Below are 15,085 nucleotides of genomic sequence, written 5' to 3' on the forward strand. Positions count from 1 at the left end.
GCAGCCGATGAGAGGGGTAAAAATGACCACTATGAAAAGGATCCTGCAACCTTGGATTGCGGGCGCCCCTCCGTGGGTACAGTGGGCCCATGCACAGTGTCGTTGCCTTGGCCTTGGCTGATGTCGTGGCGTTTGACCTGGCCATTCCCGCGCAGGTATTCGGGCACGAGGATGAGCGGCAGCTTTACTCCTTCGCGGTGTGCGCAGCCGAACCCGGCCTGGTCCAGACGACGACCGGCTACGCCATCCACGCCGCGGAAGGGCTCGACGCACTTCGATCGGCCGACACCATTGTGGTGCCCGGATTCAGCCCGCTCACCGGCCCTCGCCCCGAGGTGTCCCAGGCGCTGCGCGACGCCGCGGCGAGCGGGGCCCGGGTGGTGTCCGTCTGCACCGGGGCTTTCGCGTTGGCGGCCGCCGGGCTGCTTGACGGACGGCGGGCCACCACCCACTGGCGGAACGCAGAGCGTCTGCAGACCCTCTATCCGGCCGTCGCCGTCGACGCAGGCGTCCTGTACATGGACGAGGGCGATGTCAGCACCAGCGCCGGCGTCGCGGCCGGAATCGACCTGTGCCTGCACCTGGTCCGAACCGACCACGGGACCGAGGCAGCGAACCGTATCGCCCGGCGGATGGTTGTGGCCCCTCACCGCGAGGGCGGACAGACCCAGTTCATCGAACGCCCCGTCGCTGCGCCCCTGACCCATTTCGCCGAAACGTGCGGCTGGGCCATCCAGCATCTGGCCGAGCCGCTGACCGTCGTCGACCTGGCCGCCCACGCCGGTTGGGCGCCCAGCAGCTTCGCGCGCAAGTTCCTGAAGGAGACCGGAACTACTCCCCTGCGCTGGCTGACCAGCCAGCGGATCGCCGAGGCATGCCGCCTGCTCGAAACGACCGACCTGACCGTGCAGGCAGTTGCCGTCAGGACCGGCCTGGGAACGCCGGCCAATTTCCGCCTGCACTTCACGCGCGAACTCAACACCACGCCCTCCAGCTACCGCCGCCTCTATCAGGGACGGAACCGGTCGGCGCTTGCGCCACGGTCCTCCTGACGGGCTCGCTTCCGCAGGTTCTGGTCCTTCCAGTTGACGCACTAGGGGCGCCTGCCACGCCTCCGCGCTGCTCCTGAATCGGCGGTGACCGGCCCGGGCGCCTTGGCGATCCCGGGACGAATGGGACAGAATGCGGTCATGGACATCACAGACAACGGCCCGAAGCCCAACGCCTTTGACATCGAGAGCGCGACGACGGCGAACTCCGATTACCGCCGCGTCGCCTGGACCGGCAAGCACCTGCAGGTGACCCTCATGTCGATCGAGCCCGGTGGCGCGATCGGCCTCGAGGTGCATCACGGAACCGACCAGTTCCTGCGCATCGATGCCGGAAAGGGGCGGGTGAAGATGGGGCCCTCGAAGGACGACCTGTCGTTCCAGCAGGACGTCGGGGACGGCTGGAGCATCCAGGTGCCCGCCGGCACCTGGCACGACGTCGAGAACACCGGGGATGAACCACTCCGCCTCTACACCATCTACGCGCCCACGCACCACGCGCAGGGCATCGTGCAGGCGACGCCGGAGGACGCCGAGAAGGACGAGGAGCAGGGCCGCGACGAGCCGCCGTCGTGGGTCGAGGAAGTGGATGACAAGGGCGAAGAGACCGCCTGATTCCTGCTCCATGAGCCGTCCGCGAACGTTCGCTGGACGGCTCATGGCGTTTTGTCAGGGCGCGCCGGTCGACCAGCCCAGTCCCTCCCGGTCCGCGGCTGGCAGTGACGCGACGATCAGGTCGTAGGAGTCCTCGATCATGTCGTGCACGGTTCCGGCGGACAGGCTTCCGTCGAGCCTCACTCCGTTCCAGTGCCTTTTGTTGAGGTGCCAGGCGCCGGTGATCTCCGGGTGGGCCGCGCGGAGCTGGACGGCAAGGGCCGGATCGCACTTCAAGGAGATGGACAGCGGGTCGGCGTCGACGCCGACCAAGGCGAAGATCTTCCCAGGGACAGGCCTCCTGTCCTGCTGCCGGACCCTGACACGGAACACCGCGGTCTCCGGACCGAAGGGGTAGTCCTCGTAGGCACCGGGGAAGGACAGGCACGTGGCGCAGAGCCAGTCGAAGTCCATGCGACCACCCTAACCGTGACTCCTTCGGCCGGACCAGCACCGGCCGGGTGCGGGATGTCCGCCGCCGAACTGCTTCTGGCTCCCCCGGACAAGTCGTAGTAGACAGGAGGCCATGACGAAGAGGACCGGAGTGGCACACCGTCTGGCCGAAGCCCTGGGGATCGTGCTCGGCACCCAGGAAATCCCGCTGAGGCTCCGGGCCTGGGACGGTTCGGAAGCCGGACCCGCCGGCGCGCCGGTGATTGAGTTCCGTTCCCGGCGGGGCCTGCGGCGGATGCTGTGGTCGCCGAACCAGCTCGGGCTGAGCCGTGCCTATGTCGCCGGCGATATCGATGGACCCGGCGACCTCTTCGAGAGCTTCTCCGCGCTCAGCTCCGTGGGCAAATTCGCTGAACTGAAGGCCTTCCGCCCTCCTACCCTGGGCGAGCGTTCCAGACTGCTCCGCACCGCGGTCCGTATGGGTGCGCTTGGACTTCCGCCGGCACCGCCGCCGGAGGAAATGAACGTCACCCGGTTCGGAAGGAAACACTCCAGGAAGCGTGACGCCGCGGCGATCTCCTCCCACTACGACGTCGGCAATGACTTCTATGCGCTCGTGCTCGGCACCTCAATGGTCTACTCCTGCGCGGTCTGGGAGGACGAGAACACCGGCCTGGACGCGGCACAGGTGGCGAAGCTCGACCTGGTTTGCCGAAAACTCGACCTTCGACCCGACATGCGCGTGCTCGACGTGGGCTGCGGCTGGGGCAGCTTTGCGCTGCACGCCGCACGGAGCTATGGAGTCGACGTCGTGGGCGTCACGCTCTCCAAAGAGCAGGCGGTCCTCGGGCGGAAGCGGGCCGCCGACGCCGGGCTCGCCGACCGCGTCGAGATCCGGGTCCAGGATTACCGCGATGTCACCGATGGTCCATTCGACGCAATAAGCTCGATCGGCATGGCCGAACACGTCGGCCGGGAGCAGATCGCGAACTACGCGTCCCACCTCTTCGGCCTCCTGCGTCCCGGCGGGCGGCTGCTCAACCACGCGATTTCGTGGAACGCCGGCGACATGCCGCCCGACCCCGACTCCTTCATCCCCCGCTACGTTTTTCCCGACGGCGAAATGCTCAGCCTCACCGTCATGCTCGGGGCGTTGGAGTCGGCCGGCCTTGAAGTGCTCGACGTCGAAGCGCTGCGCCTGCACTACGGGCTGACGCTGCGCGCCTGGGTGCGCAACCTCGAAGAGAACTGGGACGAGGCGGTACGGCTCACGAGCGAGGGGCGGGCCCGGGTGTGGCGGTTGTACATGGCGGCGAGCGCGCTCGGCTTCGAGCGGGGACTGAACGGCGTCAACCAGGTGCTGGCGCAGCGCCCGGGCGGGGGAAACCCCCCGCTGCGGCTGCGCGAATGGATCTAGGCGTCCGTTAGGACACCACCGTCACGAGCCGCCCCCCCCCTGAAGTTCATCTGCTGTCCGCAAACATTGACGCCTGCTTGAGCGCATCTTCACATTCCCCGGCCACCATTGAACGCGGGGGCTCATTAATCCCTGGACCGGTTGCGCCCTTGGCACAGGCGAGGGCAGCCGTCCTCACTCAAAGGAGACAACATGACGCAGTCCACCCCCGATTCGGCCGCCGGCCCCACAGTGGTCCTGATCCACGGCGCCTTCGCCGACAGTTCCAGCTGGAACGGCGTCGTCGAACGGCTCCAGGACGCCGGAGTACCCGTGCAGGCCGTCAGCAATCCGCTGCGCGGCATCGCACACGACTCGGCGTACGCCGCCAGCGCCATCCAGCAGATCCCCGGACCTGTGCTCGCCGTCGGGCACTCCTATGGCGGGGCGGTGATCACCAATGCGTCCCCCCAGACCGACAACGTTGTTGGGCTGGTCTTCGTCGCGGCCTTCGCGCCCGACGAGGGTGAGACCCTAGAAGGAATTGAGAACGGCTCCACCGACAGCGTCCTCAACACGGCACTGATCCCCACTCAGTATCCCGTAGGGCAGGACTCCGAGACGGCCGTCGAGCTTACGGTTGACCCCGCCAAGTTCCATGACGCCTTTGCCTCCGATGTGTCCGTGAAGGAGGCAGCGGTGATGGCCGCCACGCAGCGCCCCGTCGCCGCCGCTGCCTTCGGCGAACCGACTGGAACGCCCGCCTGGAAGACCCTGCCGTCGTGGGCCGTCGTGCCGACCGGAGACAAGGCCGCCGGCAGCGACGTGCTGCGCTCCATGGCGCAACGAGCTCAAGCGGCGATCACCGAGACCGAGGGCTCGCACGTCATCATGGTGTCCCAGCCCCAGATCGTCACCGATGTCATCCTGCAGGCGCTGGAGGGCGTCCGATAATCCAGGCCCAGCGGGGCACCGCGAAATCCAGACGCAATGGGGCCTCCGGCGTGTCCGTACTGCGGGGGTATCGCTCCTCAGGCGGTGAGCCATCAGACTGTCCTCATGGAGTGGAAGCGTGCGAAGGACTGGCTGATCGGTGCTGTGGGGATGATTTTCGCCCTCGGTATTGCGCTCGTCATCCTCTGGTGGGCGGCAAGCGGCCCGGCCACCGGGGACGAGGCGGAGCCTGTGCCGTCGCCTACACAGGGCGCCGGGAGTCAAACGGGCGCCGTGCCACCGGACGGGTTGGGCGAGGACGAGGTGTGGCTCGCCGACTTTGACCTCGACGCCGGGACGGTGGTGACGGCGGGCTCGCTGCTCCACGACGTCCGCGCCGTTGGCCAGGACGTGGTCACGGGTCCCGACGGACTCGTTGCGGGCCGGCTCGCCGTGGACGCGACGGTGCCGTTCGAGGTCGTTGCCCGGGAGCTCGGCGGCGGGTCGGTGGTCCGCGCTGCCGACGGCGGCCAGGCCTCGGTGGTCCGCACAGTCGAGACCCTGGGCCGCGAACTGCGAGTCACCGCGACCGGCACCGTCAAGGTTGAGGACGGCCGGCTGGTCGTCGAACCGCGGTCGATCGACGTCGGCGGGCCGGACTTCCTCTCCGATGCCACCGCCGCCGTCGTGCGCAGGTTCGTGACCATCGAGCACGACATTGAGGGCCTGCCGGAGGGCCTCGTCCTCCGGGACGTCGCCGTCCGGGGCGACGGGTTCCGCGCCACCTTCCGGGGCGAGGGAGTTGAGCTCAACTCCTGAGGGAACGCGCCCTGTCCTGCCGGATGAAGGGAGTGCCTTGTCCTGAAATATTCTTCCAAGATCCTTCGCGATTCGGGACAATGGTCGCCCGGGCCACCCTGCAGGGCGGCTCCCGCCCGGCTCCCGGAAACCATCAGCGACCAGCGTTTGGGAAGGACCACCAATGGACGTGTCGACACTGACCTCACTTCTCCATGAGGCCGAGGAACACCACGGCAAGTATGAAGCGAACTCGGCTCCGCATGCATGGCCGGACTGGTATGCCGCGTTCATCGTCGCGCGTGAGCAGGGCCGCACCCCGGAACAGGCGTACGACGACGCCGTCCAGCACCTCGAGGGAGGGAAGTAACTACCCCGGCCTCCCTGATGTCATGAGGTCTGTGCTTCGCCGCTCTGCTCCCGTGCGAGGTACAAGGCGTACCACTGCGCCCAGTCCGGATCCTCCTGGGTATTGCGCTTCTCCAGGTCCTGATACGCGGCGGCGGCTCGCTCGAGTGCCTGTGCGAGGTCGGCGGGCGAGCCATACGCGGTGCCGCCTTGGACGCGGCCCGGGAACCGCTGGGTGATCTCCTGCAGGATCCAGCTGTTTCCGTCCGGATCACTGAACGAGACGAATGACCCGTACGTACCGCGGTCGGGGTGGGGGCCGGGAACAGGCTCGTCATTGCCGGGGAACCTGCACGCGTAGCCGGACCGGCAGTGGAAGACCTCGCTGGCATCGACACCGCGGGAGACGAGGTCGCGGCGCGCTGCTTCGATATCGGTGACGATCAGGTGCGTACCCTGGGCCGACCCCGGCTCGGCTTGGGTGACCTGCCTGCCGAACTGGACCGAGCAGCCGGAGCCGGGGGGCGTGTATTGCATGCTGCGGAAGTTCCCGTCGACGCGTTCGCCGTCGAGCCTCCAGCCCAGGCTGTCGTAAAACTGTTTGGCGCGATCGACGTCGGACACCGGTAGGACGATCACCTCCAGCTTCATGTCTACCGGGGCGCTCGGCGCCGCGGTCCCGGCGCTGGTCTCGGGCTCTGTCGGGTTCACGTTGGCCTCCCTTGTCGTACCCTCTCAGGTCAGGTTCAGGGTGGCACCGTGATGTACCCGGCGCAAGGTTGCGCTGCTGGTGTTACGTGCCGAGCCGGGTCTCCCAGTAGGCGTGAAGTACCGCGTGGATGCGGTCGCTCCTGGTCGGCGGGAAGTTGCCCGGCCGCGTGGGCACCGGTGAGGGCCCACCTGGGACGCTAACTGACGCTCTGGTCCTGTTCGGCAATGTCGAGCGTGGTGCAGATGTTCGGGAGGTCGTTTACCGTGCAGAGCCGATATGGTCCGGGTCGGATGCTGTCCGGGATGGTGAGGTTGTCCGGGCCGGGTCCGGCGATTGCAACGGCCGGCCAAGCCTTGTTCTCGGCGTCATCGGCGGACCACCACGTTGGGGAACGGGAGCCGGCGTAGCCGGCATTGGTGGCACTCAGGTAGTAGCGGACCTGCCACGTCTCGCCGTCCTGTTCTTCCAGGACCCAGCCGATGCCACGCTCAGTTCCCTCCGGGAAACGTACGTGGACGGTCTGTCCCGGGGTTACCGGGGAAGCCGAGACTACAAGCAGTTCGGGGCGCATTTGCGCCTCGGGATCTTGTGCCCCCGGTTCCCGGGCGCCGGCTGCACCACACCCGGCCAACAGCGCACCGAAGAGAACCACGGCAGCCCAGGAGATTGTCAGCTCCGATCCTGGTGTGCCAGGGTATCCGTTCACGGCACCGACCTCCTTGGTGCGCATCCTAGCCGCACCGAAGACTGCCGTCACTGTTTCCGGATTCGGCCGCGGCGTGTGGCCTCAGGTGTCCGGCACCGGAGTCAACCGTCGGCGAGGAGGGCGTCGGCCCGGCGGGGCGCAAGACGGTGAAGGAGAAGGAAAGCCCTGGCCTTTCCCACGTGGATTTCCGACCGGTCAGCGCGCAGGCCGGCGAGGATTTCGTGGGCGGCCTGCTCGACGCTGATCTTGCCGGCGCCGCGGCCGGCAGTCATGGGGGTATCGACCAGGGGCAGGACGACGTCGACGGCGCTGATGCCGGGAGCGTCCACGGCGAGCTGGTAGCGCAGCGCCTTCGTAAAGGTGCGCAGCCCGGCCTTGGCTGCTCCGTACACCGCTGCGCTGCGCTTGGGGGAAACGGCGAGGCCTGAACCGATGTTCACGACGGCGGCATGCGGTTCCCTCATCAGGTGGGGCAGGCTTAGTGCGGTGAGCTGAATCGGAGCGATCAGGTCGGTGCGCAGCTCGAGGTCGACGTCGGCGAGCACCTGGGCCACCGGCCGGGTGGCAAGGTGATAATTGAGTTGAATTCCGGCATTGTTCACCAGCAGCGAGAGTCCGCCCAGCTGCGAGAGCGCGGCGTCGACCATCCGCGGCAGATCCTCCGCGCGGGCAAGGTCAGCCGCCAGCGTCCGGAGCCCGGGAATCTGCGTCGCAGCCGCATCGAGGCGTCCCTCGTCCCGGCCGGTGATGAGCACATCACTGCCTGCGGCGACTAGCTGGCGGGCCAGTTCCAGCCCCACGCCCGAGCCGCCGCCCGTGAGAAGTACCTTGAGTCCCTGGAGCTCCATGAGGAATCCGTTCTGTCCCGCGGACGATGATGATCTTTGACCCGGTAGAGCCCAATTTCGTGTGCCACTCCACGTCCCAGGCCATTGTGCCACCCGAGGGGGGAACCCCGACCACCGTGCGGCAGGATCTGGGGCATGCCCGGGCGCGACTGGGATAGGCTCGATCTGGACCGGATCGTGCATCGATCCCTACGGTAAGGGCAGGGAAAATACCTTGGATCTATTGGGTGGCGTAAGCCACGACGTACTCCGCATCCTGCCGTGGGTTGCAGCCATTGTCTTCGGGCTCCTGGCCGGCCTGTGGCGTCCGCGCAAATTCCACTGGACGGCGCTTGCCGCTGTCCTGCTCTTCGCGGCCCTCAATGCGGGTGCCGCGATCTACGTCCTCAACCATTTCGACGATCCGCGCTGGTCTTCCGGGGAGGATCCGTCGCTGAGCGCCCCCTCTTTATCCGACACGCCCATCGTTGGTGAGTATCTGGGCCCCCTGGATTCCGCTCTGGATGACGTGGTCGGCGGGGTGAACGAGTTCCTCGCGTTCAAGCAGGCGCTTCCCGTCGCGCTGGAGTTCCTTGCGGCGTCCGGCTGGGCCCTGCTGGCGTCGTTCCCGCTTGCCATTCTCGCCGCCGGCGTCGGTTTCACCATGGCCCGGCGTCGAACGGCGGCCTTCGATAAATACCGTGCCGACGTCGACCTGCTCAAGGAAGAGCTCGAGCAGCTCAAGCGGCAGATCGCGTCGGGTCATTCCGGCTCCACCGCACTGCCTTCGGGGCACGCGGACAGCGAGGTACTGCCCAGACGCACGCGGAGCTGAGCATTCAGGTGGGCGGCTGACCGGGACTTTGCGGACCGCGCGGCCTTGGCCGCGCCGACGGGCAGGAAGGGCGCTACCGGGCGTCCCCGCCGGCCCAGGCCTCCGTATAGAACAGCGGGGAACGCGACTCAAGCAACTCACCATAGGCGTCCGGCTGCATCACCTGGGCCGAACCTTCCGGAACCGCCGAGGCGAAGGCGGAGACGCCCAGCCCGGCCTCCTGATCCTTCAGGGTCAGCCCGGCGGCTTCGAGGATCGTGGGGTACATATTCAACTGGTCGATGCGGGGGCGCAGCGCGCCGTCCCTGCTCCCGCCCGGAATCCAGACCCGGTTGAAGATGGTGCGGTTTGGGTGGTTGTCCAGCTGCTCGTGGAAGGCATCGTTGGCGCCCATGTGCTTGAGGTGGTCCCCCATGATCACCACGGCGGTGTCGTCGAGGTAGCCCTTCTCCTTCATATGCTCAACGAATCCGGCCACCTGGGTCATGGAGCAGGAGAACACGGAGGTGACCACTTCCTGGGTATCCACGTCGCAGTAGTCGAAGATGTACGCCGGCTCGTGGGTGTCCAGCGTCAGCACCGTGAGGTTGAACGGCTCACCGGTCCTTTCCGCTTCGGCGTGCAGCCCGTCGATCTCGTCCTTGGCGTAGGCCATCAGGCGTTCATCGCTCAGGCCCCAGTCGCTGCGGAAGTTCTTCTCCGGTTCGCCGGCGGCGCGCCAGTCGGAGAGATCCTTGTACTCGGAGTAGCCATGGCTCCTCAGGAAGGTGCCCTTCGCGGCGAACGCGGCGTTGGCGCCGCCCAGGAACACGTTGGTGTAGCCGTGGTCCTGAAGGACATCCCCCATGCAGGTGAGCCCTCCCAAGTAGGTCTCGAGACCGCCGCCGAGGTCGTTGCCCGCGGCGGAACCGACGCCCTTCAACGGAACGCCGCACTGCGTCGAGACCAGACCGGACATGGTCCAGCCTCCGCCCGTGTACTGCTGGAAATCGTCAACGCTCTGCCAGCCGTCGGAGGCCTTGGTCGCCTCCTTCAGAGGCGCGAACGCGTCCTTCTCGAACAGTCGGTCGTTGGCGAGCGTGGCCTCGCCGGACTCGAGGTAGATCACCACCAGGTTGCGCTTGGCGGCGTCGCTTGTGACGGTGGGCTTCACGTAATAGTCGCCGATGTCGTATTTGGAGTTCGCCGCCCGGATGTAGTCCCCCAGGCCCACCGTGGTGGCGAAGGCGGTGCTGCCGCCGACCACGACCGCGGCCACCAGAGCGGTGGAGACCGTGTGCATGATCCACTGGCGGCGGCGAGGGAGCACGCCTTCGCCGCTGCGGCGGCGCCTGCGGCGGCGGAGGGACTGCCACATCGCGACCCCGACGGTGATGAGCAGGGGCACGACGCCGATTCCTAGGATGCCGGTCCATACGATGGGTCCGCCCCCACCGTCGGTTTCCACGGAGACGAGGTTCAGAAGCATCTGACCGACGGAGATTTCGCCCCAGTACATCCGGATGCCGGCGGAGGCGATGAGCAGCGCGAGCCCGGCCCAGATCAGGACGTAGACCACGATGCGTCCCGCGACCACGCCGACCCGTCGGGTCACGTGAAAAATCCGCTTCGACATCGCTCCACCTCGCTCTCCTGCTGCCCTGGCGTTCATGAAAATAACTCCGACATCGACCCCTGTCTCGGGCCGATCGAAGCCTCGTGCCGCTACCCTACCCGTTCAACAGGAGTTCACCCGTCGGCAACGAGGCGTACACCGCAGCACGTGTGCTTCAACGCCCGGGTGCCGGGAATCGTTCGGCGGCAGTGCGGGCCAGCAGTGGGATTGCCGCGGTGCATAATGGGTCGAGCTGAATTCAGCTGGCTGTCGCCGTGAGATAGATCCGGAAGGTCGTGAGGTTGTGGGGGATTTGTCTGGTCCGGATGTTGGGTCGGGCCGTCATGCCCTGCCCGCGCAGAGCAGCTTGAATGTGGCTTGGTGATTCTTTGAGCTTCGTCGATCTCCACCACGGCCCCTCACCGCTCATTCTTCCCAACGCCTGGGATGTCGGCTCCGCCCTTGTGTTCCGGGAGGAGGGTTTCCCCGCGGTCGGCACCACGAGCCTCGGACTCGCGGCGCGCGACGGGCACGCCGATGCCCGGCGTTCCGTCCAGCACAGCACTGAACGTCTGGTCCATCAGCTTCTGGGCCTGGGCTGCTACGTTTCGGCGGATATTGAGGATGGATTCTCCGATTCGCCAGCCGACGTCGCCGAATACGTCCACAGACTGAAGGCGCACGGGATCAATATCGAGGACAGCACCGGGGGAAGCCTCATCGATCCCGACCTGCACGGAGCGAAAATCTCGTCGATTAAGGAGACAAACCCGGGTGTTTTCGTCAATGCACGGGTAGACACCTACTGGCTCGGTGAACAAGCGACAGTCGAGTTCACCCTGGAACGGGCGCACCGGTACGTTGAGGCAGGCGCGGATGGCATCTTCATTCCGGGCGTTCTCGAGCCCGCTGAGATTCGGGCGTTCACCACGGCGATCCCTGCCCCACTGAATGTATTGGCAAGTACCGTCCACACCTCGACTGAGCTGGGCGGGATGGGTGTGCGGCGGATCAGTACGGGCTCCCTGCCGTACCGGGCGGCCCTGGATGCGGCTTTGCGCGTCGCCACGGACGCGAGGGACGGAAGACCGGCAACGCGGGCGACACCCTATGACGCTGTTCAGAGGATGCTCGAGGGGTTTGAGCGGACGACCGGCGAGACACCGCGGTAGCCGATGATGCGTCCAGCAACCCACCCGGCTATATACTCTCAGTCGACAGCAGCCGAGCACCAGGGGGAAGCAATGGCTTTGAACGGGTTTGGGGTTCTTATCGTTCCAGTTGTGTGGCTGGTCGTGGGACTCATGGCGTACGGAATTATCCGCTTTGGCGTGAAGCATGGACTGCGGTCCTACTACGCTGAGGTGTCCCGGAATAAGGACTCGTCCGACTAGAAGAAGTTCGAACGCCGTCGGGGCGACAGTCAGGGTCCTCAAATAGGCATTTCACGACGTGATGCTACGCCCCGGTGCCTGCCTTCCTGCGGCCTAGACTGGCCCGATGGGCACCACGGGGAAAGTCCAATTCTGGGACGACGAAGAAGGCTGGGGAGTGATCGACTCGAGTGAGACCCCGGGCGGATGCTGGGCTCACTTCAGCGTCATCTCGATGGACGGCTACCGAACCCTCACCGCCGGTCAAGCGGTCGATTTTGACTGGGAACAGGGCGAGCAGGATGGCTACTCCTACAGTGCAGCGGAAGTCCGGCTGACAATCACCTGACCCTCCGCTGAGGTCGCGCTGTGCGATGGAGACACGCTCCTCTCATCTGTCTCGCACGACGCGTGACGGACAGAGCAGTGCGTTTCGCGGGGGCCCGGTACACCGAGGCGACGTAGGGCCATCAACAGCCTCGGGCGCTGCGAAGCATCTACGGTGTGAGTTTTGTGGCCACGACACACCGCGCGGACGCCGGTGGAAGGTGCCTCCGTTTTGCCGGAGCCACGCTGTACATTCGAGGTCGACAGTCCGGCAATGGTGCCCGGCTGCAGGTCTCAGGGGGATGTATGAAGTTTTTCCAGCGGTTCGCGCCGGCTCGTTCCGGCGATCCGGTCAACGATTTCTGGGCGTGGTGGCAGGCCCGGGGTGAGAACGACTTCACCAAGGCCGTCGGTACCGGAAACTTCGGGCCGCTGATGGAGCCGATGACGCAGCGGGTCAAGGCCATCCACCCCGACCTTGTGTGGGAAGCCCGCCAGGGTTCGACCGCCCAGCACCTGCTCTGTGTCACCGCCGGTGGTATTCCTGCAGCCAGGGAACACAGTGAGCGCTGGTACCGCGCCTCCCCCGAGCGTGGCCGCGTCTGGGAGTTTTCGCCCGTCATACCGACGCCTGACGCCGCCGACCTCACCTTCGGAGGCGTAGGCGGAGAGGAGATCGCGCTAGGTCAGCTGCGGTTCTCCGTGGGCGTCCGCGACGCCAAACTCGATGTGACGGTACGCCACGCGATCTTCGCACAGGTCGATACCGACTCAGCCATGCAGTTGGCCTTCATGGCACTCGATTCCCTGCTCGGCGAGGATTCCGTGATGCGCTGGATCGGCGTCGTCGAGACCGCCGCGGAAGCGGTCCCCGACTCCGTGGAGCCAAGCCAGCTCCAATCGATTGCCGGCGCCTTCGCTCGCCGCACCTTTGAGTCGTGGCAGGTGCTTCAACAGGAGGTTCCCGACCACAGCCCGCGCATCCTGCGCATCCGTGCAGCGCAGTGGCTGGACCGGCCCGCCCTCGAACTTCACTGCACCCTGGCACTCCCCTATCAAAGCGGTGACGCCCGGGGCCTTCCGGCCCCTGACGAGCTGCCCCGGTTGGATGCCATTGAGGAGAGCCTGGAGGACACATCCGAGCAGAACAGGGTGCTGGTTGCGATCGAGTCCGGCCAGGGCCGGCGCGTCCTTCATTACTATGCGAACCCCGCCGACAACACCAGCCTGGCAGCGCTCGAACGCTACGCCGAAGCCCATCCCGACGCCGACCTCAGGACCGCATCCGATCCATTCTGGGAGAACCTCCGGACCCTGCGACGGGCCGACCCGCTGAAGTAACACCAAGGAGGTGTCAAGGATCGCTGTCAGCTGCGACCACCGCAGTGCGAGAATGGCCGGATGCCGCATGAAGGAACACCAGTGGGAAGGATCCAGGCGTTGTACCGGTATCCGGTGAAGTCAACGTCGGGCCAGTCCCTGCGCGGCGCTGATGTCACGGAGCAGGGCCTTCGGAATGATCGCCGGTGGGCGGTTTACACCCGCGATGGTGGTATCGCCAGTGGAAAACGGACCTACCGCTTCCGCCCCGTGGCCGGGCTGATGAACTGGTCCTCCACCGCCGAGGATGACGGCGGCATACCGGTCCTCAGCAGCCCGGAGGGTGTTCTGTACCGTGCGGACGATCCCGCTGCGTCCGAGGCACTCAGTGCGGCCTTCGGCCAGGAGCTGAGCGTGCGCCCGGAAAGCACCGTTCAACATCATGATGAGTCACCGCTTCATGTGCTCACCACGTCCTCACTCGCGGCCCTATCCGATCTGGCCGGTGCCGCGGTCGATCACCGCCGCTTCCGTGCCAACATCATCCTGGACACCGGTGCCGAGCCGGAATTCCTTGAAACCGGATGGTTGGACGCGGAACTGACCCTTTGAAGCGACGTGATCCTCCACCTTGGGGCCGGCATGCCGCGCTGCACCATGGTCGACCAGGACCAGGCTGGTGTGGCGGTCGGCTCGAAGGTACTCAAGACCCTTGGCACCCACCATGGAACGATCTTCGGCCTGCAGGCCCACGCCCGTCGCCCGGGAAGACTTCAGGTGGGAGACCTCGTCACCCTGCACCGCCCTACCCTCTAGCCTGCCGAGGACAGGAGGCAGGATCCGCTCGGCGAATGGCGTGTTTACTATTGCACCAACACAACGACGGGTGGGGGTCCACATGCGGGACGGGGGTGCGGGGGCAGAGGCCCGTTGGACGAAGGCTGCGGCAAGAGCAGAGGGCGTGACCGACCTGGGCATCGGAGCTGCCGTGCAACACTACTTCCTGGTAGTTTTCCCTTCGACGGTTGGGGTTGCATTAGTACTTGGCTTCGCACTTGCGGCCGTTTGGCCGGAGCCGGAGCAAGATTTCCTTCGGTCCGGGATGTACCTCGGCCTGCTGCTGGCCGGAATCGCCACGCTGATCATCGGCGTCCTCTACGGGATCAAGAAGGTCGGCCCTTCAGTCCAGCCGCGGCGAATGGGCGTCACAGTAGGTCTGTCGACTGATGAGGCGAAGTACGTCCGCCGTCAGGTCCTGGCTGGTAAGCCCTCAGATCTTGAGAAGCTGTCGGTGCTCCGTGGCGCCGCTGTCCAAATCCGGGAGGGTCTGGCCAGACAACTGCTCACGGCGCCCGGTTTACTCGCGTTACTGAGCGGGCAAGCAGTGTCCCGCGGAATCACCTCCGCCGTTGATGTGGTGATGATCCTGCTCCTGTTGGCCATGGTGGTCCTCATTGGCTTTGTCGCCCGCCAATTCCTGCGAACGGGTACCTTCCTGAACTCAACTCGATCCTGATCAATGCGTCAGTGCCCGGTCGATGTAGCGGGTCGGGTGTCGAAACGGCTCCTGTAATCCGTCGGTGAGGTCGAGAACGCGGCCGCGAAATTTTGACGGAGTGTGGCAGCGTTACCGAACCCGCAGTCCGCAGCAACCTGCTCGATCGTCAGGTCCGTGGTTTCCAGCAGGCGCCGGGCCGCATCGAGCCGGCGGGACCGAATCCAGGCCGACGGAGTGGTTCCGGTGGCCGAGCGGAAGGCGCGGATGAAAGTACGGCGGCTCATGTGCGCCTGCTCCGCCAGACGGTCGACGCTCAGCGGCT

The 15,085-nt window shown here is 66.1% G+C and carries 19 protein-coding genes; 13 read left to right on the top strand and 6 right to left on the bottom strand.

Annotation, left to right across the window (positions count from 1 at the left end; translation table 11 throughout):
* Positions 1 to 89: 89 nt before the first annotated feature.
* Both E2F48_RS14850 and E2F48_RS14855 read left to right on the top strand, forming a co-directional pair.
* A complete protein-coding gene (locus tag E2F48_RS14850) occupies positions 90 to 1,052 on the top strand; it encodes a GlxA family transcriptional regulator (protein ID WP_133404743.1) in 963 nt (320 codons plus the stop codon).
* Positions 1,053 to 1,190: 138 nt separating this feature from the next.
* The gene (locus E2F48_RS14855) at positions 1,191 to 1,664 is read left to right on the top strand and encodes a cupin domain-containing protein (protein WP_133404744.1); all 474 of its coding nucleotides are present in this window, start codon (positions 1,191 to 1,193) and stop codon (positions 1,662 to 1,664) included.
* Between the two features lie 54 nt (positions 1,665 to 1,718).
* On the opposite strand, the gene E2F48_RS14860 is transcribed toward E2F48_RS14855, so the two are convergent.
* Entirely contained in the window at positions 1,719 to 2,117 is a 399-nt protein-coding gene (locus E2F48_RS14860) for an MmcQ/YjbR family DNA-binding protein (protein ID WP_133404745.1), read from the bottom strand.
* Between the two features lie 112 nt (positions 2,118 to 2,229).
* On the opposite strand from E2F48_RS14860, the gene E2F48_RS14865 reads away from it, so the two are divergent.
* From E2F48_RS14865 to E2F48_RS14880, 4 genes are all read left to right on the top strand, one after another.
* Positions 2,230 to 3,513: an SAM-dependent methyltransferase gene (locus E2F48_RS14865; RefSeq protein WP_133404746.1), complete on the top strand. Its 1,284-nt coding sequence runs from the start codon at positions 2,230 to 2,232 to the stop codon at positions 3,511 to 3,513.
* 192 nt (positions 3,514 to 3,705) lie between these two features.
* The gene (locus E2F48_RS14870; RefSeq protein ID WP_133404747.1) at positions 3,706 to 4,446 is read left to right on the top strand and encodes an alpha/beta fold hydrolase; all 741 of its coding nucleotides are present in this window, start codon (positions 3,706 to 3,708) and stop codon (positions 4,444 to 4,446) included.
* Between the two features lie 105 nt (positions 4,447 to 4,551).
* Positions 4,552 to 5,244, top strand: a complete 693-nt coding sequence (locus tag E2F48_RS14875; RefSeq protein WP_133404748.1) for an LmeA family phospholipid-binding protein — start codon at positions 4,552 to 4,554, stop codon at positions 5,242 to 5,244.
* A 163-nt stretch (positions 5,245 to 5,407) separates the two neighbouring features.
* Positions 5,408 to 5,593, top strand: coding sequence for a bleomycin resistance protein (locus E2F48_RS14880; RefSeq protein ID WP_133404749.1), 186 nt, complete (start codon positions 5,408 to 5,410; stop codon positions 5,591 to 5,593).
* Between the two features lie 20 nt (positions 5,594 to 5,613).
* Here E2F48_RS14880 and E2F48_RS17760 read toward each other — a convergent pair whose 3' ends face one another.
* The 3 genes from E2F48_RS17760 to E2F48_RS14895 form a co-directional block, all read right to left on the bottom strand.
* The gene (locus E2F48_RS17760) at positions 5,614 to 6,282 is read right to left on the bottom strand and encodes a VOC family protein (RefSeq protein WP_342772601.1); all 669 of its coding nucleotides are present in this window, start codon (positions 6,280 to 6,282) and stop codon (positions 5,614 to 5,616) included.
* Positions 6,283 to 6,479: 197 nt separating this feature from the next.
* Entirely contained in the window at positions 6,480 to 6,989 is a 510-nt protein-coding gene (locus E2F48_RS14890; RefSeq protein WP_133404750.1) for a hypothetical protein, read from the bottom strand.
* 101 nt (positions 6,990 to 7,090) lie between these two features.
* Positions 7,091 to 7,837 carry an SDR family oxidoreductase gene (locus E2F48_RS14895; protein ID WP_165968787.1) on the bottom strand — a complete coding sequence of 249 codons (747 nt, stop codon included), beginning with the start codon at positions 7,835 to 7,837 and terminating at the stop codon, positions 7,091 to 7,093.
* A 214-nt stretch (positions 7,838 to 8,051) separates the two neighbouring features.
* On the opposite strand from E2F48_RS14895, the gene E2F48_RS14900 reads away from it, so the two are divergent.
* Positions 8,052 to 8,651, top strand: coding sequence for a hypothetical protein (locus E2F48_RS14900; RefSeq protein ID WP_133404752.1), 600 nt, complete (start codon positions 8,052 to 8,054; stop codon positions 8,649 to 8,651).
* Between the two features lie 73 nt (positions 8,652 to 8,724).
* On the opposite strand, the gene E2F48_RS14905 is transcribed toward E2F48_RS14900, so the two are convergent.
* Positions 8,725 to 10,266, bottom strand: a complete 1,542-nt coding sequence (locus E2F48_RS14905; RefSeq protein ID WP_133404753.1) for an LTA synthase family protein — start codon at positions 10,264 to 10,266, stop codon at positions 8,725 to 8,727.
* 368 nt (positions 10,267 to 10,634) lie between these two features.
* On the opposite strand from E2F48_RS14905, the gene E2F48_RS14910 reads away from it, so the two are divergent.
* From E2F48_RS14910 to E2F48_RS14935, 6 genes are all read left to right on the top strand, one after another.
* Positions 10,635 to 11,417, top strand: a complete 783-nt coding sequence (locus E2F48_RS14910) for an isocitrate lyase/PEP mutase family protein (protein ID WP_221411697.1) — start codon at positions 10,635 to 10,637, stop codon at positions 11,415 to 11,417.
* Between the two features lie 328 nt (positions 11,418 to 11,745).
* Positions 11,746 to 11,967 (top strand): cold-shock protein, encoded by a 222-nt coding sequence (locus tag E2F48_RS14915; protein WP_133404755.1) that lies wholly within the window; start codon positions 11,746 to 11,748, stop codon positions 11,965 to 11,967.
* Positions 11,968 to 12,251: 284 nt separating this feature from the next.
* Positions 12,252 to 13,286, top strand: a complete 1,035-nt coding sequence (locus tag E2F48_RS14920) for a DUF695 domain-containing protein (protein ID WP_133404756.1) — start codon at positions 12,252 to 12,254, stop codon at positions 13,284 to 13,286.
* Between the two features lie 81 nt (positions 13,287 to 13,367).
* Positions 13,368 to 13,877, top strand: a complete 510-nt coding sequence (locus E2F48_RS14925) for an MOSC N-terminal beta barrel domain-containing protein (protein WP_165968788.1) — start codon at positions 13,368 to 13,370, stop codon at positions 13,875 to 13,877.
* 6 nt (positions 13,878 to 13,883) lie between these two features.
* Positions 13,884 to 14,081 (top strand): hypothetical protein, encoded by a 198-nt coding sequence (locus E2F48_RS14930; RefSeq protein ID WP_133404758.1) that lies wholly within the window; start codon positions 13,884 to 13,886, stop codon positions 14,079 to 14,081.
* A 145-nt stretch (positions 14,082 to 14,226) separates the two neighbouring features.
* Positions 14,227 to 14,781, top strand: coding sequence for a hypothetical protein (locus E2F48_RS14935; RefSeq protein WP_133404759.1), 555 nt, complete (start codon positions 14,227 to 14,229; stop codon positions 14,779 to 14,781).
* A gap of 8 nt (positions 14,782 to 14,789) precedes the next feature.
* On the opposite strand, the gene E2F48_RS17665 is transcribed toward E2F48_RS14935, so the two are convergent.
* The gene (locus tag E2F48_RS17665; protein ID WP_246019061.1) at positions 14,790 to 15,047 is read right to left on the bottom strand and encodes a helix-turn-helix domain-containing protein; all 258 of its coding nucleotides are present in this window, start codon (positions 15,045 to 15,047) and stop codon (positions 14,790 to 14,792) included.
* Positions 15,048 to 15,085 lie beyond the last annotated feature (38 nt).

The organism is Arthrobacter crusticola (assembly GCF_004357995.1).
Taxonomy (GTDB): Bacteria; Actinomycetota; Actinomycetes; order Actinomycetales; family Micrococcaceae; genus Arthrobacter_D; species Arthrobacter_D crusticola.